Origin of the sequence: Citrobacter sp. RHB25-C09, assembly GCF_013836145.1 — a bacterium.
In the GTDB taxonomy this organism is placed as follows: domain Bacteria; phylum Pseudomonadota; class Gammaproteobacteria; order Enterobacterales; family Enterobacteriaceae; genus Citrobacter_A.
Map to the genome: position 1 here is coordinate 1,710,710 of NZ_CP057483.1, position 19,136 is coordinate 1,729,845.

Consider the following 19,136-nt stretch of genomic DNA (forward strand, 5'->3'; position numbering starts at 1 on the left):
GCAGCAATTTTCTTAGAGTATAAGTGACGATATGAATTCTCTGTTTGCCAGTACGGCCCGTGGGCTGGAAGAGCTGTTAAAAACTGAACTGGAAAATCTGGGTGCGTTAGAGTGCCAGGTCGTTCAGGGTGGTGTCCATTTCAAAGGCGACACCCGGCTTGTTTACCAGAGCCTGATGTGGAGCCGCCTGGCCTCGCGTATTATTATGCCGTTAGGTGAGTGTAAGGTTTACAGCGACTTAGACCTCTATCTGGGCGTAATGGCGATTGACTGGACAGAGATGTTCAATCCTGGGGCGACGTTTGCGGTGCATTTTAGCGGCCTCAACGACACCATTCGTAACAGTCAGTACGGCGCCCTGAAGGTCAAAGACGCCATTGTGGACAGCTTCACCCGCAAAAATCTTCCGCGCCCGAACGTGGATCGCGAATCGCCGGACATTCGTGTGAACGTCTGGTTGAATAAAGATACGGCCAGCATTGCGCTTGATTTAAGCGGTGACGGCCTGCACCTGCGTGGTTATCGTGACCGTACCGGTCTGGCACCAATTAAAGAGACGCTGGCGGCAGCAATCGTGATGCGTTCCGGCTGGCAGCCAGGGACGCCGCTGCTCGACCCAATGTGTGGCTCGGGTACGCTGCTGATTGAGGCGGCGATGTGGGCGACCGATCGCGCACCGGGATTACACCGTGGACGCTGGGGCTTTAGCGGCTGGGCGCAGCATGATGAGGCTATCTGGCAGGAAGTGAAAGCCGAAGCGCAAACCCGTGCGCGTAAAGGTCTGGCCGACTACACCTCACGCTTTTACGGCTCTGACAGCGATGCGCGTGTCATTGAACGTGCGCGCAGCAACGCCCGTCGCGCAGGCATTGGCGAGCTGATCAGTTTTGAAGTGAAAGACGTCGCACAGTTGAGCAATCCACTGCCGAAAGGGCCGTACGGCACGGTGATCAGCAACCCACCTTATGGTGAACGTCTTGACAGTGAACCGGCGCTGATTGCGCTGCACAGTTTGCTGGGACGTAACATGAAGAATCAGTTTGGCGGCTGGAATCTGTCACTGTTCAGCGCATCGCCGGATCTATTGAGCAGTCTGCAACTGCGCGCAGATAAACAGTTTAAAGCCAAAAACGGCCCGCTGGATTGCGTACAGAAAAACTATCATGTGGCTGAAACCACCGCTGACAGCAAACCCGCGACGGTGGCGGAAGATTACGCCAACCGCCTGCGCAAAAACATCAAAAAGCTGGAGAAATGGGCGCGTCAGGAAGGGATCGAATGCTACCGCCTGTACGATGCCGATCTGCCGGAATACAACGTAGCAGTAGACCGCTATGCTGACTGGGTGGTCATTCAGGAATACGCGCCGCCGAAAACCGTGGATGCGCAAAAAGCGCGCCAGCGCCTGTTCGACATCATTGCAGCAACGCTGGCGGTACTGGAAATCGCGCCGAACAAACTGGTGCTGAAGACCCGTGAGCGGCAAAAGGGCAAAAACCAGTATCAGAAGATGAATGAGAAGGGGGAATTCATTGAAGTGGGCGAATACAACGCTCGCCTGTGGGTGAACCTGACCGATTATCTCGATACCGGTCTGTTCCTCGACCACCGCATCGCGCGCCGGATGCTGGGGCAAATGAGCAACGGCAAAGATTTCCTCAACCTGTTCTCCTACACCGGCAGCGCCAGCGTGCATGCGGGGCTGGGTGGGGCGCGTAGCACCACCACGGTCGACATGTCGCGCACCTATCTGGAGTGGGCGGAACGAAACCTGCGTCTGAATGGGTTAAGTGGACGAGCGCATCGTCTGATTCAGGCGGATTGCCTGGCCTGGCTGCGCGAAAGCAACGAACAGTTCGATCTTATTTTTATCGATCCGCCAACGTTCTCCAACTCAAAACGTATGGAAGATGCTTTTGACGTTCAGCGCGATCATTTGGCGCTGATGAAAGATCTGAAACGCCTGCTGCGTAAAGGTGGCACGATCATGTTCTCCAACAATAAACGTGGATTCCGTATGGATCTTGACGGTCTGGCGTCACTGGGACTAAAAGCACAAGAAATCACTCAAAAAACGCTTTCTCAGGACTTTGCCCGTAACCGTCAGATCCACAACTGCTGGCTGATTACCGCAGCCTGAAAGGATAAGTAAATGTCATTAATCAGTATGCATGGCGCATGGCTGTCGTTCAGCGACGCGCCGCTTCTCGATAATGCAGAACTGCATATCGAAGATAACGAACGCGTCTGTCTGGTTGGCCGTAACGGCGCCGGTAAATCGACGCTGATGAAAATCCTCAACCGTGAGCAAGGGCTGGATGACGGTCGCATTATTTATGAGCAGGATCTGATTGTTGCGCGTTTGCAGCAGGATCCGCCGCGTAATGTCGAAGGTACCGTTTACGACTTTGTTGCCGAAGGCATCGAAGAGCAGGCGGAATACCTTAAGCGCTATCACGATATCTCGCGCCTGGTAATGACTGACCCGAGCGACAGAAACCTGAACGAACTGGCGAAGGTTCAGGAACAACTCGACCACCACAATCTGTGGCAACTGGAAAACCGCATTAATGAAGTGCTGGCGCAACTGGGACTCGATCCGAATGTGGCGCTTTCTTCCCTTTCTGGTGGCTGGCTACGTAAAGCGGCGCTGGGCCGCGCGTTGGTGAGTAATCCGCGTGTCCTGTTGCTTGATGAACCGACTAACCACCTGGATATTGAAACGATTGACTGGCTGGAAGGGTTCCTGAAGTCCTTTAACGGCACAATCATTTTTATCTCCCACGACCGTTCATTTATCCGCAATATGGCGACCCGCATTGTCGATCTCGATCGCGGTAAGCTGGTGACCTATCCGGGTAACTATGATCAGTATCTGCTGGAGAAGGAAGAAGCGCTGCGCGTGGAAGACCTGCAAAACGCCGAGTTTGATCGCAAACTTGCCCAGGAAGAGGTCTGGATCCGTCAGGGGATTAAGGCACGTCGCACCCGCAACGAAGGCCGCGTTCGCGCCCTGAAAGCCATGCGTCGTGAGCGTAGCGAGCGTCGGGAAGTGATGGGCACCGCAAAGATGCAGGTCGAGGAAGCGACCCGCTCTGGCAAGATTGTGTTTGAGATGGAAAACGTCGATTACCAGGTTGATGGTAAACAACTGGTTAAAGATTTTTCCGCCCAGGTACAGCGAGGCGACAAAATCGCGCTAATTGGCCCTAACGGCTGTGGCAAAACTACGCTGCTGAAACTAATGTTAGGTCAGTTACAGGCAGATAGCGGGCGTATCCACGTCGGTACGAAGCTGGAAGTGGCCTATTTTGATCAGCACCGCGCTGAGCTAGACCCTGACAGAACGGTGATGGATAACCTGGCGGAAGGGAAGCAGGAAGTGATGGTCAATGGTAAACCGCGCCATGTGCTGGGTTACCTGCAGGACTTCCTGTTCCATCCCAAACGTGCCATGACGCCCGTGCGTGCGCTGTCTGGCGGGGAGCGAAATCGTCTGTTGCTGGCGCGACTGTTTCTGAAGCCTAGCAATCTGTTGATCCTCGACGAACCGACCAACGATTTGGATGTGGAGACGCTGGAACTCCTGGAAGAGCTGATCGACAGCTATCAGGGGACCGTGTTACTGGTAAGCCACGATCGTCAGTTTGTGGATAACACCGTAACCGAGTGCTGGATTTTTGAAGGCGGCGGTAAAATTGGCCGTTATGTCGGCGGTTACCACGATGCGCGTGGTCAACAGGAGCAGCATCTGGCGTTTATTCAACCTGCGGCGAAAAAAACCGAGGAAGGCATTGCGCCAAAAGCAGAAATTGTAAAACGTGGTAGTAGCAAACTAAGCTATAAACTGCAGCGCGAACTGGAACAGTTACCGCAACAACTTGAAGAGCTGGAAGCAAAACTGGAAGCACTGCAGGCGCAGGTTGCCGATGCGACCTTTTTCAGCCAGCCTCATGAACATACGCAGCAGGTTTTGGGCGACTTAACGAAAGCGGAACAGGAACTTGAGCAAGCCTTTGAGCGCTGGGAGTATCTTGAAGCTTTGAAGAATGGCGCGTAATTAAGGAGCACCTATGTGCGAACATCATCATGCCGCAAAGCACATTTTGTGCTCGCAGTGTGACATGCTGGTGGCGTTGCCTCACCTGGAGCATGGACAGAAAGCGGTATGTCCGAGATGTGGCACAACGTTGACGACAGAGTGGGACGCGCCGAGGCAGCGTCCCACTGCATATGCATTAGTTGCGTTATTCATGATGCTTTTGTCGAATCTGTTTCCCTTCGTCAATATGAATGTTGCCGGGGTGCGAAGTGAAGTGACGCTGATGGAGATCCCCAGCGTCCTCTTTTCTGAAGACTATGCCAGCCTGGGCACTTTCTTTTTACTTTTCGTTCAGTTGGTTCCCGCGTTTTGCCTGGTCACTATTCTGCTCCTGGTGAATCGGGTGCAATTGCCGTTACGGTTAAAATCTCAACTGGCGCGTGTACTTTTTCAATTAAAAAGCTGGGGCATGGCGGAAATCTTTCTCGCCGGCGTGCTGGTGAGTTTCGTTAAGCTGATGGCCTATGGCGATATTGGCGTCGGCAGCAGCTTCATTCCCTGGTGTTTCTTTTGTTTTTTGCAACTGCGCGCGTTTCAGTGTGTTGATCGGCGGTGGCTGTGGGATGACATTGCACCGATGCCCGTCATTGAGCAGTCTCTAAAGCCCGGTATTCCCGGTATCAGACAAGGACTGCGTTCCTGCCCCTGCTGTACGGCGATTCTTCCGGCTGACCAGCTTGTTTGTCCCCGCTGCGAGACGAAAGGCTATGTGCGGCGAAAGAACAGCCTGCAATGGACGCTGGCGCTGCTGTTTACGTCAATCATGCTTTATCTTCCGGCTAATATCCTGCCCATCATGATCACCGATTTACTGGGTTCAAAGATGCCCTCTACCATTCTGGAAGGGGTCGTTTTGATCTGGAGTGAAGGCTCTTATCCGGTAGCGGCGGTCATTTTTATCGCCAGTATCATGGTGCCAACCCTGAAAATGATCGCTATCGCCTGGCTGTGCTGGGATGCCAAAGGGCATGGCAAGCGTGACAGTGAGCGCATGCACCTGATTTATGAGGTGGTGGAATTTGTCGGCCGCTGGTCAATGATCGATGTCTTTGTTATCGCCGTCCTCTCCGCACTGGTGCGTATGGGAGGATTAATGAATATTTATCCTGCAATGGGTGCGTTAATGTTTGCTCTAGTCGTCATTATGACAATGTTTTCTGCGATGACATTTGATCCCCGTCTGTCGTGGGACCGTGAACCAGAACATGAGGAGTCCTGACAACATGGAATCGAAAAGTGGGGAAGCCAAAGTGCAGAAAGTAAAAAACTGGTCACCCGTGTGGATATTTCCCATCGTCACCGCGCTCATTGGGGCATGGGTACTTTTTTACCATTACAGTCATCAGGGGCCGGTAGTCACCCTGATCACCACCAATGCAGAGGGCATTGAGGGTGGGAAAACCACCATTAAAAGTCGCAGCGTGGATGTTGGGGTGGTGGAAAGTGCGACCCTGACAGACGATCTGACGCACGTAGAAATTAAGGCGCGTTTGCACTCGGGTATGGAAAAACTGCTCCATAAAGACTCCGTGTTCTGGGTGGTGAAACCGCAGGTGGGGCGGGAAGGGATCAGCGGCCTCGGTACGCTGTTGTCCGGTGCCTACATTGAACTGCAGCCCGGGAATAAAGGCGGTAAAGAAAATGATTACCAGCTCCTGGACTCACCGCCGCTGGCGCCGCCTGACGCTAAAGGTATTCGCGTTATTCTGGATAGTAAAAAAGCCGGTCAGCTAAGCCCTGGCGATCCGGTATTGTTCCGTGGCTATCGCGTGGGGTCTGTTGAAACAAGCACCTTTGACGCGCAGAAACGCGCTATTAGCTATCAACTGTTTATCAATGCGCCTAACGATCGCCTGGTGACCAGTAACGTTCGTTTCTGGAAGGACAGTGGAATTGCGGTCGATCTCACCTCGGCGGGGATGCGTGTCGAAATGGGCTCGCTTTCTACGCTTTTTGGCGGCGGCGTTAGCTTCGACGTTCCGGAAGGGCTTGATCTGGGGCAACCTGTGGCGGAAAAAACCGCCTTCAACCTGTATGACGATCAGAGAAGCATCCAGGACTCGCTGTATACCGACCATATCGACTATCTGATGTTCTTTAAGGATTCGATCCGTGGATTACAGCCTGGCGCACCGGTGGAATTCCGCGGCATTCGTCTGGGGACGGTGAGCAAAGTCCCGTTCTTCTCGCCTGGCATGCGTCAGGTATTTAACAATGATTATCGCATTCCAGTGCTGGTACGAATTGAACCTGAGCGTCTGAAAGCGCAATTGGGAGAAAATGCCGACGTTGGCCAGCATCTGACGGAACTGCTGAGACGTGGACTGCGGGCGTCACTGAAAACCGGTAACCTCGTTACCGGGGCGCTGTATGTAGACCTCGACTTCTATCCGAAAGAGCCGCCGATCAGCGGGCTGCTCGAGTTTGGCGGTTATGAGATCATTCCGACGGTGAGTGGCGGACTGGCGCAAATTCAGCAGCGTCTGGTCGAAGCACTGGATAAAATCAATAGCTTGCCGCTGAATCCGATGATTGAGCAGGCGACCAATACCTTGTCCGAAAGCCAGCGCACGATGAAACATCTGCAAACGACACTGGATAACATGAACAAGATTACTTCCAGTCAGTCGATGCAGGATCTTCCGGCAGATATGCAGAGCACCTTGCGCGAGCTCAACCGCAGTATGCAGGGCTTCCAGCCAGGTTCAGCCGCTTATAACAAGATGGTGGCAGATATGCAGCGTCTTGATCAGGTGCTCCGTGAACTGCAACCGGTGCTGAAGACGCTGAATGAGAAGAGCAACGCGCTGGTATTTGAAGCGAAGGACAAGAAAGATCCAGAGCCGAAGAGGGCGAAATAATGAAAAAGTGGCTAGTGGTAGCGATGGCGTTCTGGTTGACATCTTGTAGCTCCAGCGGAGATAACAAGAGCTATTATCAGCTTCCCGTTGCGCAGGGCGGCATGCAAAGTACGGCAAGTCAGGGGAACCGCCTGCTGTGGGTAGAGCAGATTGTGGTTCCGGATTATCTGGCAGGCAACGGCGTGGTGTATCAGACCAGCGATGTTCAGTATGTTATTGCCAATAATAACCTGTGGGCCAGTCCGTTAGATCAACAGCTGCGGAATACGCTGGTGGCCAACCTCAGCAGCCAACTTCCGGGCTGGGTAGTTGCGTCTCAGCCCTTAGGCAGCGTGCAGGACACGCTGAATGTCACAGTGACCGGATTCCATGGCCGTTATGATGGCAAAGTGATTGTGAGCGGTGAGTGGCTGCTTAACCATCAGGGACAGTTAATCAAGCGCCCATTCCATATCGAAGCCGTACAGACCAGGGATGGCTACGATGAGATGGTGAAGGTGCTGGCGACCGTCTGGAGCCAGGAAGCCGCCGCGATAGCCCAGGAGCTAAAACGCATTCCATAGTATAAATTTTTGTAAATAAGACCGCTTCCAGCGTTGTGCTCGAAGCGGTTTTTTTTATCCCAAAGGGGAATCAGGAAGTTGTTCCTGCTCACATTTTTTGTACAACTGACTTATTCAGTAGCTCACAAATATGACATTGGTGTGAATTTTGCGCATTGACGGAAATGGGGTTTAGCGGTATTCGTTTAGTGTGATTGCACATTTGCTAATCACTGTTTTCTTTTCCACCAGATAAAAGTATGAGGGAAACGAGGCATGAAGAGACAAAAACGAGATCGCCTGGAACGGGCACATCAACGTGGTTATCAGGCCGGCATTGCCGGACGTCCGAAAGAAATGTGTCCTTATCAGACGCTGAATCAGAGGTCTTACTGGCTGGGAGGCTGGCGAGAAGCCATGGCTGACAGGGTGGTAATGGCCTGATTCTGTCTCTTTAGAAAAAGAAACCTCCGCAGTGCGGAGGTTTCGCCTTTCAGACCTGCGGTAAACTGCCCAATGGCAATCCATCGAATGCATGCTTAGAACGCAGAGGTGTCCTGGAACAGACCCACTTTCAGATCGTTAGCGGTATAGATCAGTCGACCATCAACCAGAACTTCACCGTCTGCCAGCCCCATAATCAGGCGGCGATTAACGATACGCTTGAAGTGGATACGGTAGGTCACTTTTTTTGCGCTTGGCAGAACCTGACCGGTAAATTTCACTTCGCCTACACCCAGCGCGCGGCCTTTACCTTCGCCGCCAAGCCAGCCGAGATAGAACCCAACCAGTTGCCACATTGCGTCCAGACCCAGACAGCCCGGCATTACTGGATCGCCGATGAAGTGGCAGCCGAAGAACCAGAGATCCGGATTAATATCCAGCTCTGCTTCAACATAACCTTTGTCGAAATTGCCGCCGGTTTCCGTCATTTTGACGACACGGTCCATCATTAGCATGTTCGGGGCAGGCAGTTGAGGGCCTTTAGCGCCAAACAGCTCACCGCGACCAGAGGCAAGAAGGTCTTCTTTTGTATAGGATTCGCGTTTATCTACCATGTTCTCTGTAAGCCTTATTTTATTGAAGCACGCAGGATAGCTAACACGTGTACGCTGAACAACTCCGATCAGTTTGGGATAAACCAATTTAGCCAGCGTAACGGCCATGGAAAACGGTGACGTCCATCCTGTTGCGTCGCCTGAGCGATACGTTCCTGGATAGTTTGCATCAGCGTAGTCTGTCCTTCACCATCCCACAGCAGATTTAACAGAAGCGGCAGCGCGTCGGTAACGTCTTCCACCGCCCAGATAGTGAATTTCTCTTCTTGAACGGCCTGGAGCAGGGTGGAATGCAGGCTGAGATGCCTGACGTTGGCCGCAGGGATAATCACACCTTGCTTACCGGTCAACTCACGCTGCTGGCAAATCGCGAAGAAACCTTCAATCTTCTCATTCAACCCGCCAACAGGCTGAGCCCGCCCAAACTGATCGACGGAACCGGTAATGGCGATACTTTGATTCACTGGAACATCCGCCAGCGCACTGATTAAGGCGCACAGTTCAGCCATTGACGCGCTGTCACCATCGACTTCGCTGTAAGACTGCTCAAACGTTAACGACGCTGAGAAGGGAATTTGCTGCTCAAGCTGCAGTTCCGACATCAGGAATGCCTGCATGATCATCATTCCCTTGGCATGAATATTACCGCCAAGTTCAGCTTTTCGCTCAATATCGGTAAATTCACCATCGCCAATGTGTACCACACAGCTAATCCGTGACGGTTCGCCAAAGGCGCGCGGGTGTCCAGGGAATTCAATGACAGACAGGGCATTAATCTGTCCGATACGTTCACCTTCGGTTTCGATGAGGATCTGTTCCTGGAGGATCTCATCCTGCATACGCTCGGCGAGAAAGCCTTCTCGCCACTCCCGCTGGGCAAGCATCAGGCTTAGCTGTTCACCGGTGCAAATCTCGCCTTCACAAAGCGATGCCACTTCCGTGAACTGTCTGATGATCCATAAAGGGTTAAGCGGAAGCGTATCCTGTTCGCCGGTATAGCGAACAGCCTCCCGTACCAGAATCTCCCAGGCGTCAGCCGCGGGAATCGGAAGATGGTTGCGCTGCGCAGTCCAGGTGACCCATTGACACCATTGCGTCATGGATTCAGCGTCAACAATCTGTAGGTTATCCTCGAACTCACTGTAGATTGCCTGTTCCGCTAATTCCGGCTCCATCTCCTGAAAATCAGCCAGCGACTCACGTTCGCCTACCAGCAACACTTTCATTTTCAGCGGCATGGACGGTACGGTAACGGGCAGGGGGCGGGATTCATCAAAGGCCACCCAGTCGAAGCGTTCGCGGCTGACAATCGCTTTCAGACGCATCCACAGCAGCGGTTGGGCCAAAAGGGTGCGCAATGAGATGACCAGCACGCCACCATTTGCCTGATGAACCAGGCCTGGCTGAAGCGTAATGTCACCGTTAAACTGACGCAGGCAGCCAAACAGTTGTTCAGCCTCTACCCAGTCAGCGATGACAACCTGCGTTGAGGTTGCAAAATTATCTTCGGGACGTTCTGCATCGCGATAGCGGATTGTATGACCGGAAACCTCGTAGTGCCCTCCTGTCAGTTGACCCGCATCATGGTGCAGACCACGGGCGGCTTCGGCAAGAAGCGTGAGATACTCAAGCTCCTCTGGGGCTTTGGCCAGCATAAAGGGAGACGACGCCCTGGGCTGCAACAGTTGCTCAAGAGCAAATTGCAGACGGGGTTGAGTATCACTGAGTAAGGTGTTGTTTTCGTCAGTAACGTGTGGCTGTGCAAATATTTCCTGAAAGCTTTCGGTATCAGGAACCAGATCACGCCATGCAAGTTTCGTAATGGTCAAAGTCGCTGTTTTTTAGTCTGTTGTAAAAGACGCAATTATACCGTAACCAGCCTCGCTTAACACCTGTAATGCGTGTGTAAACGATTAGAAGGGTGCCGGGTTGCTCACAGGCTGAAGATTATTTTCTTCAGTTATCGAAAAAGCTGATATTCTGATAGTAGTGACACGGTAACATTGAGATCGCTATGAAATATCAACAACTTGAGAATCTTGAAAGCGGTTGGAAGTGGAAGTATCTGGTAAAGAAGCATCGCGAAGGTGAATTGATCACCCGCTATGTGGAAGCCAGTGCGGCCCAGGAAGTCGTGGATTTATTACTCACGCTCGAAAATGAACCGGTCCGGGTTAACGTCTGGATTGAAGAACATATGAATCCGGCGCTACAAAACCGGATGAAACAAACGATACGCGCAAGACGCAAGCGGCACTTTAATGCTGAGCATCAGCATACCCGCAAGAAGTCTATCGATCTCGAATTCATTGTCTGGCAGCGTCTGGCAGGACTGGCACAGCGGCGCGGAAAAACGCTGTCAGAAACGATCGTGCAGCTGATTGAAGACGCTGAGAATAAAGAAAAATATGCCAACAAGATGTCTTCGCTGAAGCAGGATTTGCAGGCATTGCTTGGGAAGGAGTAGTTCTTTTTCGTCCTCTCATCTTTGGCGGTATATACAGACGAAAAAAAACCCCGCATCGCGGGGTTTTTTATTAGACGGGAACTTAAGCCTGCGGCTGAGTTACAACGTCTTTGATACCTTTAACTTCGATCTCAACGCGACGATCCGGAGCCAGGCAGTCGATCAGTGCAGCGCGAGCTTTCACGTTGTCACAGGTGCTACCGGTAACCGGGTTGGATTCGCCCATGCCACGTGCAGAGATTTTGTCAGCCGGGATACCTTTAGAGATCAGGTAATCAACAACAGACTGAGCACGTTTCTCAGACAGACCCTGGTTGTAAGCGTCAGAACCGATGCGGTCAGTGAAGCCCAGAACCACTACGGAACCGTCTTTCGGATCCAGGTTGCTCAGCTGGCTGTACATCTGATCCAGAGCCTGCTGGCCTTCTGGTTTCAGAGTGGCTTTGTTGAAGTTGAACAGAACGTCAGACTTCAGAGTGAAGTGCTTGGTCTGTACTTCTGGAGCCGGAGCCGGAGCCGGAGCGATCGGAGCAGCTTCTTCCTGCTGGCCGAAACGGTAAGAAACACCAACACTCAGCAGACCGTTGTCTGGGCGAGTACCGATGGTGTTAGCGTCACCGATGTTGTTGGTCCACTGGTATTCCAGACGGGTAGCGATGTCGCGGGTAACTGCCCACTCAACACCACCAGCGAATACTGGAGATACGCCAGTGTCGTGGTCTTTAAAGGATGCGCCACCAGGAACGTTAGCCTTGGTGTCTGCACGCCAAACCATACCACCCAGACGAGTGTAGATGTCCAGATCGTCAGTGATTGGGTAACCCAGTTTAGCGGTCAGCTGAACGCCCTGAGCTTTGAAAGCGCCATTGATGTTGTCGCCTTTGTACGGCATACGACCTAACCAGTCGTAACCCATTTCAAAGCCAACATACGGGTTAACCTGGTAACCACCAAAAGCACCTGCACCCAGTTGGTTTTCGTGGGTCGGACCATTGTTAGGAATGAAACCAGTGTCATGGTACTGGGACCAGCCCAGTTTAGCACCAGTGTACCAGGTGTTATCTTTCGGAGCGGCCTGCGCTACGGTAGCGAAACCAGCCAGTGCCACTGCAATCGCGATAGCTGTCTTTTTCATTTTTTGCGCCTCGTTATCATCCAAAATACGCCATGAATATCTCCAACGAGATAACACGGTTAAATCCTTCACCGGGGGACTTGTTCAATAGTTACTCTACCGATATCTGCGGCTTACACCGAGCACCCCTGGCGATGTAAAGTCTACAACGTAGTTGAAAACTTACAAGTGTGAAGTCTGTCAGGCATATGAAAAAAAAAAGCTTGTATACATAATATTTAACATTCGCCGCATCGGAATTATCCGGCAAACTTCTCGCAGACCGCTTCTGACAAGCGTTCTTCGGAAAAACTCGTTGAGCCTCAATGCATCACTGTGAGGCGAAAAATAATTCCAGGATAATTCCTAATTTTACTCAATGATACAAATTCGAATGAATTTTTAGCCCAGTCTGGTGTCTCGTGGCATGAGCATGTGCGCTAACAGGACGCATGATAAAACCCATCGCGCTACCTTCATCGGCGGCTTTTACCAGCTCAGCATGCTCTTCCTCGGTTAACTCTTCTGCCAGCCAACCAATCACCACGCTGTAGTTTCCTGTTCGTAACGCGCGAACCATGGATTCAAGCGTATCGCAGGGTGCGAGTTGATTAATCTGCATCACCTTCGTTAATGGCAACCCGGCAGACTGCACCCATTCGCGGCTCAACTTTTGCTGCGGGGTCAGCCAAAGCTGCCAGCGAGACTGTTGCCCTAACTGTTGCAGAAGCGGTAACAACAGTAACTGCGTCATCATGGGCTGGTCTTCGCGATAGACCACTTCACTGATAAGCCCGGCGGTAGCGTTCTCTGATGAGACGCGCGCAATGCTGCTTGATGTGGAAGAGAATGACGAAGAACGATTTGCATAGCCTGAAGTGTACATAATCAATCCAGCCCTGTGAGTTACTGTATGTATGTACAGTAACCCTGCCGTAGTGAAAGATCAACTTTATTTTCGGAAACAGACTCGCAATTTTTATTCGATGTAGCGGTAATAACGAAATACAACTTGCCCCATAGGAATAACTTGCCTATGTTCGTCTTTAACGGATCCGTGACGGCAAATCATTTATTTAGTTTATGATTTAAAAGGGAATTTTATGAAAGTACACTCCTATGAAAGGATCTATAAATCACAGGAATATTTATCTTCACTGGGGACGATCCGCTACCGGTCGCTCTTCGGTAGCTACAGTCTGACAATCGAAGAGACGGTATTTGCCATGGTCGATAAAGGGGAGCTTTACCTTCGTGCTTGTGAGCAAAGTGTACTGTACTGTGTGAAGCATAGACCTGTCTGGTTGACATTGATGAAGCGTGGACGTCCGGTCATGCTTAACTATTATCAGGTCGACGAAAAGCTGTGGTGCGATCAGCCGCAGTTGATCGAGCTATCCCAATATTCACTCGATGCGGCAAAGATGGAAAAGCATAGTCGTGGCTCGCGGCACCGACTAAAAGACCTCCCCAACATGACATTTCATCTGGAGAGCTTGCTAAATGAAGCCGGAATTAACGATGTTCGTACTTTGAAAATACTGGGCGCGAAAATGTGTTGGTTACGGCTTCGACAGGCAAATAAATCGATTACCGAAAAAGTTCTCTACATCCTCGAAGGCGCGATTAATGGTACCCATGAGGCGGCGCTCCCGGCGTTGCGCCGCTAGGAGCTTGCTGAGTGGGTCAAATCGCTTTCGCAAGACCCGGTTTTTCAGGTGAAGATTCTGTGATGACGTGCTGGAGCCTGCCGATCTCTGGAAGCAGGGCAACCAACAAGCCAACCTGCTGAATAACGAGCGGTTCTTTGCTGTCGGGGCGGGGTTCAAGCTGCTGGATACGCAGTTTCAACGCTGACAGCGCCTCCTGTACACGTTGTTCATCGGCGGGAAGATGGTGAAGCGCATCATCGACATAACATACGGCATCGTCTAACAACGCCAGTACATCCGGATTGCTGAGTTTTTCGCGATGTGCGCCCAGCGCAGAAATATAGCTGGTAAACGTATGGTTGAGGCAGAGCAGTCGAAATGCGGCTTCACGAGTTTGAGCGGTGACATCGGGTTCGCTGGACATATTCGACACCACGGAAGCCAGTTCGGCATCGCGATTATGCGCATCCCGGCGAGCAATGCGGTATGCCAGTCGATTGTCACGTCCCTGATGGTATTGCTCAAGAATGGCGTCCAGATAGCGGCAGTTGGCATCTGTCGCCCTCTGCAATACGCGAGGAAGATTACGAAAACGCCAGTCAGGCCAGATAAAACTGACTGCAGCCCAGGCGATAGCGCAACCAATCAGCGTGTCAATCACGCGCGGCAGGGCGACTTCGAAACCTTCGCCAAGCAAATTAAAGCAAAGCAGCACCAGCAGGGTAATAAACATGGTGGCATGGGCATACTGAACATTACGAAACGCGAAAAACAGCACCCCGGTGATCACCAATAAAATCAGCTGGCCTTCCAGCGACGGAACAAACCATAAAATGGGGATTCCAATGGCTACCCCGAGCAGCGTACCGATGATCCTTAGCGCCAGACGGTGCCGCGTAGCGTTGTAGTTTGGCTGGCAGACAAACAGGCTTGTCAGCAGGATCCAATAACCGTGATGCATCCCGGTTATCTGGATGATTGCGTAGCCGACGCACAGCACCAATGACATTCTTACCGCATGGCGAAAGAGCGCTGATTCCGGCGTGAAGTTACGACTCAGTCGCAGCCAGATATCACTAAAACCATGCGGGCTGTCATCCGCCAGTTGATCCTCCGAATCGTTTCGCGGCAGGGCCTGCGCCTGTTCGGATTCAATGGTAGCCAACTGCGCATCGATAGCCCGTAAATTTGCCAGCAAAAAACCCAGTGTTTTAAGTAAATCTGCGCAAGCCCCACTGGCTCGCATTCTCTCAAGCGCAGCATCAAGATGGGTAAAGGCGCGTTCAAAATGAGGATCGTGCTGATAGGGCGTACGCAGCAAAATACAGCGTGACAGTTTCAGACATGCCTGGCCCTGCATCGACATCAGCCGCTGGAAGCGAAACATCACATCGCTGTGCCGAAAATGCTCGCGCAGCGTCTGATACTGAATATGCGAAGAGCTTGCCCGCTCGTGAATGTCCTGCGCCACGAAGTAATAGTGCAGGGTACGTCGCGTACCCCGCTGTCCACGGTCGCCGCGCAGACGCGAAAGGAGTGAAACCTTGGTCTGGTTCAGCGTGGCCATGAGTTGCCCATTCGCCAGCGCGAGATCGTAAAGCGGCGCCTGGCTTTCATCTTCTATATCCGGATCAAACAGCCGCGATTTGAGTTCAAGATAGTGTGCGAGTTGCTCATAGCTGCGCGCCAGGTTGTCCTGAAGCGGGCGAATGGGGAACAGCAGATGCCCGGTAAGCGTAAGCCCGTTGTACCAAATGGCTCCGGCCAGCAGCAGAAGCGGTTGTTGATACCACAGTGCATAAAGCGACGTTCCGAGCATGGTGTAAATGGCAATCAGTAACGCACCAAACGCAATCGTGGCATACCGTTGCCCAAGACCGCCGAGCAGGATGAACCCACTGGTAGAAAGCGTCAGGCCGAGAGCAAAAAGCCAGGGGTAGGGAAACAGCAATTCTACCGAGGCGGAAGCGATAAAAAAGCAGATAAGGGTGATGATCAGATTGCGTAAGCGCCCTGCGAGACGATCGTCCAGATCAGTCAGGGCGGCGGCAACCATCCCTAATGTCAACGGAATGGTGAGCTTGACGTCACCCAGCCACCACGGAAGTGCGGTGGTCCCACAAAGCGCGATAAATATACGCACATAGTACAGCCAGGTGCTGTTCCAGGTGTAGCGACGGAGCAGGGGACTTAACATAACGGTATTCGGTCCTGATTACATAAATCGGCGGCGGGCATTTGCTTCACGTGCTGCCTGCGCCATCTCGACGGAAACCACCCGACGACCCACAGGCCAAAGCGCAATAGCGGCAATTTTGAAGTTAGCGATACCGACAGGAATGCCAATAATCGTGATGCATTGGGCAATACCCGAAACAATATGCATCAGGCATAACCACCAGCCGAAGAAAATAAACCAGAAAATGTTCAACAGCGTGCCGCCCGTATTCATTAACGCACTTTTGCCCTCGGGATTCAGTTCATCAACATGCACCGCTTCATTACCATAAGGCAGCAGGGATAATTTAGTGATTTCCCAGCATGAGCGGGTCAATGGCAAAGTGAAAATAAGGACGATGCTCACTAAGGTCGCCAGTAGCCAGGCCAGCGTAGTCGCAAAACCACCCAGCACAAAATTCAAAATATTCAGAACAGTACGCATAAACCCTCGATGAATTCCGGTTTTCTGTGATTGCTGCAATTGTAACGTTTTTTTGGACTGGAGCACGTATTCTCTGGCGGTTACACTGAGAAGAAATACTCTTTGTCTGGATCGGCTGAGTCATGGAACTGAAAGCAACTTCTCTGGGTAAACGTCTGGCACAACATCCTTACGATCGGGCCGTCATTCTTAATGCCGGCATAAAAGTTTCAGGCGAGCGCCATGAATATCTTATTCCATTCAATCAGTTACTGGCAATTCATTGTAAGCGCGGCCTGGTTTGGGGAGAGCTGGAGTTTGTACTGCCGGATGACAAAGTGGTGCGCCTGCACGGTACAGAATGGGTCGAGACGCAGCGCTTTCATCACCACCTGAATACCCGCTGGCAGCAGTGGAGCCAGGAAATGAGTGAAGTGGCGGCGGGTGTGCTTCAGGAACAACTGGACCTTATTGCCTCGCGTACCGGGCAAAACGCGTGGCTAACGCGCGATCAAACCAAAGGGCTTCAGCAGCAGATCCTGCGCGCCTTTGCCGCCTTGCCGCTACCGGTTAATCGTCTTGAAGAGTTTGATAACTGTCGGGAAGCGCTAAAGCAGTGTCAGGCATGGTTAAAGGATATCGATGCCTGTCGGTTACAGCATAATCAGACCTATACTGACACCATGTTGACGCAGTATGCGGAATTCTTCCAGCAGGTGGAGTCTTCTCCGCTCAACCCGGCTCAGGCAAGAGCCGTGGTCAATGGCGAGCAATCATTGCTGGTGCTGGCAGGCGCGGGGAGTGGTAAAACCTCGGTGCTGGTGGCTCGTGCTGGCTGGCTATTGGCGCGCGGCGAGGCTGCTGCTGAGCAAATTTTGCTGCTGGCATTTGGACGCAAAGCGGCGCAGGAGATGGACGAGCGTATCCGCGAGCGTCTGCATACGGAGGAGATTACGGCGAGAACGTTTCATGCCTTAGCGCTCCATATTATTCAGCAAGGCAGTAAAAAAGTGCCGACTATCAGCCGCCTTGAAAATGATACCGCAGCCAGAAATAAGCTGTTTATCAGTGCCTGGCGTCAACAGTGTTGTGAAAAGAAAGCCCAGGCGAAAGGGTGGCGGCAGTGGCTGGAAGACGAACTGCAATGGACGGTGCCGGAAGGTAATTTCTGGGATGACGAGAAGCTCCAGCGGCGTCTGGCACCGCGTCTCGAACGCTGGGTCAGCCTGATGCGAATGCATGGCGGCGCTCAGGCTGAAATGATTGCCAACGCGCCAGAAGAGATCCGCGATCTGTTTAGCAAACGTATTAAGCTGATGGCTCCCTTACTGAAAGCGTGGAAAGGTGCGCTTAAAGCCGAGAATGCGGTCGATTTTTCCGGCCTTATTCATCAGGCCATTGTGATCCTGGAAAAAGGGCGCTTTATCAGCCCCTGGAAGCATATTCTTGTCGATGAATTCCAGGACATTTCGCCGCAGCGGGCAGCGCTGCTAGCGGCGCTGCGCAAGCAAAACAGCCACACTACACTGTTTGCCGTCGGCGATGACTGGCAGGCTATTTATCGTTTCAGTGGTGCGCAGCTCTCGTTAACAACCGCGTTTCACCAGACCTTTGGTGACGGCGATCGTTGTGACCTGGATACGACCTACCGCTTTAACACGCGCATTGGTGAGGTCGCCAACCGGTTTATTCAGCAAAACCCGCATCAGCTCAGAAAACCGCTTAATAGCCTGAGATCCGGCGATAAGCACGCGGTCACGCTGTTGGATGAAAAACAACTGGACGCTTTGCTGGATAAGCTTTCCGGCTATGCGAAGGCCGATGAACGTATTCTGGTGCTGGCGCGTTATCATCATTTAAAACCGGCCAGCCTCGAAAAAGCATCCACTCGTTGGCCAAGGCTTCAGCTTGATTTTATGACCATACACGCCAGCAAAGGTCAGCAGGCTGACTATGTGATTATTGCTGGGTTACAGGAGGGGAGCGATGGTTTCCCGGCGCCGGCGCGGGAATCTATTATGGAAGAAGGACTTCTACCTGAAGTAGAGAATTTTCCGGATGCAGAAGAGCGGCGGTTGTTTTATGTTGCGCTCACCCGGGCGCGGCATCGGGTCTGGGTGTTGTATAACAAAGAAAACCCGTCACGCTTTGTGGATGCGCTCAAACAACTGGACGTGCCGGTAGCGAGAAAACCTTAAAAACAGGCGACAGCGTCGCCTGTATCCTCTTATTTCAGACGTTCTGCAAGATAACGCTGATAATCCGGAATCAGAATATCCACATTGTCATTAAAATGCGGTGACTGAATGATGAAATCCGCCGTAGAGACGTTTGTGGCGACCGGGATATTCCACACGGTCGCCAGACGCAGCAGGGCTTTAACGTCCGGGTCATGCGGAACTGCATTCAACGGATCCCAGAAAAAAATCAGAACATCGATTTTCCCTTCAGAAATTAACGCACCGACCTGCTGATCGCCGCCCATTGGGCCGCTCAACATAGCGTTCACGTCCATTCCCGTGGCTCGTTGAATAAGGTTTCCGGTCGTCCCGGTTGCATACAGAACATGTTTTTCGAGTAGCGGCTGGTGGCGTTCCACCCAGCTCATCAGCATTTGTTTACAGTGGTCGTGGGCAACCAGCGCAATATGCTTACGCGCCGGTAGAGTGCGAGTAGTGAGTTCCATAGTTCATTTCCGT

At 52.1% G+C, this 19,136-nt stretch carries 16 protein-coding genes; 9 read left to right on the forward strand and 7 right to left on the reverse strand.

Annotation, left to right across the window (positions count from 1 at the left end):
• The first annotated feature begins 31 nt into the window (after positions 1-31).
• From rlmKL to rmf, 6 genes are all read left to right on the forward strand, one after another.
• Complete coding sequence (gene rlmKL / locus HVY19_RS07900; protein WP_181683779.1) at positions 32-2,140, forward strand: bifunctional 23S rRNA (guanine(2069)-N(7))-methyltransferase RlmK/23S rRNA (guanine(2445)-N(2))-methyltransferase RlmL; 2,109 nt, start codon at positions 32-34, stop codon at positions 2,138-2,140.
• Between the two features lie 12 nt (positions 2,141-2,152).
• Complete coding sequence (locus HVY19_RS07905; RefSeq protein WP_181683780.1) at positions 2,153-4,060, forward strand: ABC transporter ATP-binding protein; 1,908 nt, start codon at positions 2,153-2,155, stop codon at positions 4,058-4,060.
• A 13-nt stretch (positions 4,061-4,073) separates the two neighbouring features.
• Positions 4,074-5,321: a membrane integrity-associated transporter subunit PqiA gene (gene pqiA, locus HVY19_RS07910; protein ID WP_181683781.1), complete on the forward strand. Its 1,248-nt coding sequence runs from the start codon at positions 4,074-4,076 to the stop codon at positions 5,319-5,321.
• Positions 5,322-5,325: 4 nt separating this feature from the next.
• On the forward strand, positions 5,326-6,963 hold the full coding sequence (pqiB, locus tag HVY19_RS07915; protein WP_181683782.1) for an intermembrane transport protein PqiB: 1,638 nt from the start codon (positions 5,326-5,328) through the stop codon (positions 6,961-6,963).
• Positions 6,963-7,526, forward strand: coding sequence for a membrane integrity-associated transporter subunit PqiC (pqiC, locus tag HVY19_RS07920; protein ID WP_181683783.1), 564 nt, complete (start codon positions 6,963-6,965; stop codon positions 7,524-7,526). Before pqiB ends, pqiC begins: the two co-directional genes overlap by 1 nt.
• 255 nt (positions 7,527-7,781) lie before the next feature.
• Positions 7,782-7,949 carry a ribosome modulation factor gene (gene rmf / locus HVY19_RS07925; RefSeq protein WP_181683784.1) on the forward strand — a complete coding sequence of 56 codons (168 nt, stop codon included), beginning with the start codon at positions 7,782-7,784 and terminating at the stop codon, positions 7,947-7,949.
• A 95-nt stretch (positions 7,950-8,044) separates the two neighbouring features.
• On the opposite strand, the gene fabA is transcribed toward rmf, so the two are convergent.
• Both fabA and HVY19_RS07935 read right to left on the reverse strand, forming a co-directional pair.
• Entirely contained in the window at positions 8,045-8,563 is a 519-nt protein-coding gene (gene fabA / locus HVY19_RS07930; RefSeq protein ID WP_013097260.1) for a bifunctional 3-hydroxydecanoyl-ACP dehydratase/trans-2-decenoyl-ACP isomerase, read from the reverse strand.
• Between the two features lie 68 nt (positions 8,564-8,631).
• The gene (locus HVY19_RS07935; protein WP_181683785.1) at positions 8,632-10,392 is read right to left on the reverse strand and encodes a Lon protease family protein; all 1,761 of its coding nucleotides are present in this window, start codon (positions 10,390-10,392) and stop codon (positions 8,632-8,634) included.
• A gap of 185 nt (positions 10,393-10,577) precedes the next feature.
• On the opposite strand from HVY19_RS07935, the gene matP reads away from it, so the two are divergent.
• Positions 10,578-11,030, forward strand: a complete 453-nt coding sequence (gene matP / locus HVY19_RS07940; RefSeq protein ID WP_181683786.1) for a macrodomain Ter protein MatP — start codon at positions 10,578-10,580, stop codon at positions 11,028-11,030.
• Positions 11,031-11,112: 82 nt separating this feature from the next.
• Here matP and ompA read toward each other — a convergent pair whose 3' ends face one another.
• The gene (ompA, locus tag HVY19_RS07945; protein ID WP_181683787.1) at positions 11,113-12,165 is read right to left on the reverse strand and encodes a porin OmpA; all 1,053 of its coding nucleotides are present in this window, start codon (positions 12,163-12,165) and stop codon (positions 11,113-11,115) included.
• A 355-nt stretch (positions 12,166-12,520) separates the two neighbouring features.
• Positions 12,521-13,030, reverse strand: coding sequence for an SOS-induced cell division inhibitor SulA (gene sulA, locus HVY19_RS07950; RefSeq protein WP_181683788.1), 510 nt, complete (start codon positions 13,028-13,030; stop codon positions 12,521-12,523).
• A gap of 217 nt (positions 13,031-13,247) precedes the next feature.
• Between sulA and HVY19_RS07955 the strand changes: the two genes are divergently transcribed.
• A complete protein-coding gene (locus HVY19_RS07955; protein WP_181683789.1) occupies positions 13,248-13,814 on the forward strand; it encodes a TfoX/Sxy family DNA transformation protein in 567 nt (188 codons plus the stop codon).
• 16 nt (positions 13,815-13,830) lie between these two features.
• On the opposite strand, the gene yccS is transcribed toward HVY19_RS07955, so the two are convergent.
• Together yccS and HVY19_RS07965 are read right to left on the reverse strand one after the other, a co-directional pair.
• A complete protein-coding gene (gene yccS / locus HVY19_RS07960) occupies positions 13,831-15,993 on the reverse strand; it encodes a YccS family putative transporter (protein WP_181683790.1) in 2,163 nt (720 codons plus the stop codon).
• A gap of 18 nt (positions 15,994-16,011) precedes the next feature.
• Entirely contained in the window at positions 16,012-16,458 is a 447-nt protein-coding gene (locus HVY19_RS07965; RefSeq protein ID WP_181683791.1) for a YccF domain-containing protein, read from the reverse strand.
• Positions 16,459-16,580: 122 nt separating this feature from the next.
• On the opposite strand from HVY19_RS07965, the gene helD reads away from it, so the two are divergent.
• Positions 16,581-18,635, forward strand: a complete 2,055-nt coding sequence (gene helD / locus HVY19_RS07970; RefSeq protein WP_181683792.1) for a DNA helicase IV — start codon at positions 16,581-16,583, stop codon at positions 18,633-18,635.
• Between the two features lie 29 nt (positions 18,636-18,664).
• Here the strand turns inward: helD and mgsA are convergent, their stop codons facing one another.
• Complete coding sequence (gene mgsA / locus HVY19_RS07975; RefSeq protein ID WP_181683793.1) at positions 18,665-19,123, reverse strand: methylglyoxal synthase; 459 nt, start codon at positions 19,121-19,123, stop codon at positions 18,665-18,667.
• Between the last annotated feature and the right edge of the window lie 13 nt (positions 19,124-19,136).

Excerpts from the sequence above, each read along its gene's own strand:
- rlmKL (WP_181683779.1), top strand. The coding sequence starts at position 32 with ATGAATTCTCTGTTTGCCAGTACGGCCCGTGGGCTGGAAGAGCTGTTA.
- HVY19_RS07905 (WP_181683780.1), top strand. The coding sequence starts at position 2,153 with ATGTCATTAATCAGTATGCATGGCGCATGGCTGTCGTTCAGCGACGCG.
- pqiA (WP_181683781.1), top strand. The coding sequence starts at position 4,074 with ATGTGCGAACATCATCATGCCGCAAAGCACATTTTGTGCTCGCAGTGT.
- pqiB (WP_181683782.1), top strand. The coding sequence starts at position 5,326 with ATGGAATCGAAAAGTGGGGAAGCCAAAGTGCAGAAAGTAAAAAACTGG.
- pqiC (WP_181683783.1), top strand. The coding sequence starts at position 6,963 with ATGAAAAAGTGGCTAGTGGTAGCGATGGCGTTCTGGTTGACATCTTGT.
- rmf (WP_181683784.1), top strand. The coding sequence starts at position 7,782 with ATGAAGAGACAAAAACGAGATCGCCTGGAACGGGCACATCAACGTGGT.
- fabA (WP_013097260.1), bottom strand. The coding sequence starts at position 8,563 with ATGGTAGATAAACGCGAATCCTATACAAAAGAAGACCTTCTTGCCTCT.
- matP (WP_181683786.1), top strand. The coding sequence starts at position 10,578 with ATGAAATATCAACAACTTGAGAATCTTGAAAGCGGTTGGAAGTGGAAG.
- ompA (WP_181683787.1), bottom strand. The coding sequence starts at position 12,165 with ATGAAAAAGACAGCTATCGCGATTGCAGTGGCACTGGCTGGTTTCGCT.
- sulA (WP_181683788.1), bottom strand. The coding sequence starts at position 13,030 with ATGTACACTTCAGGCTATGCAAATCGTTCTTCGTCATTCTCTTCCACA.
- HVY19_RS07955 (WP_181683789.1), top strand. The coding sequence starts at position 13,248 with ATGAAAGTACACTCCTATGAAAGGATCTATAAATCACAGGAATATTTA.
- yccS (WP_181683790.1), bottom strand. The coding sequence starts at position 15,993 with ATGTTAAGTCCCCTGCTCCGTCGCTACACCTGGAACAGCACCTGGCTG.
- HVY19_RS07965 (WP_181683791.1), bottom strand. The coding sequence starts at position 16,458 with ATGCGTACTGTTCTGAATATTTTGAATTTTGTGCTGGGTGGTTTTGCG.
- helD (WP_181683792.1), top strand. The coding sequence starts at position 16,581 with ATGGAACTGAAAGCAACTTCTCTGGGTAAACGTCTGGCACAACATCCT.
- mgsA (WP_181683793.1), bottom strand. The coding sequence starts at position 19,123 with ATGGAACTCACTACTCGCACTCTACCGGCGCGTAAGCATATTGCGCTG.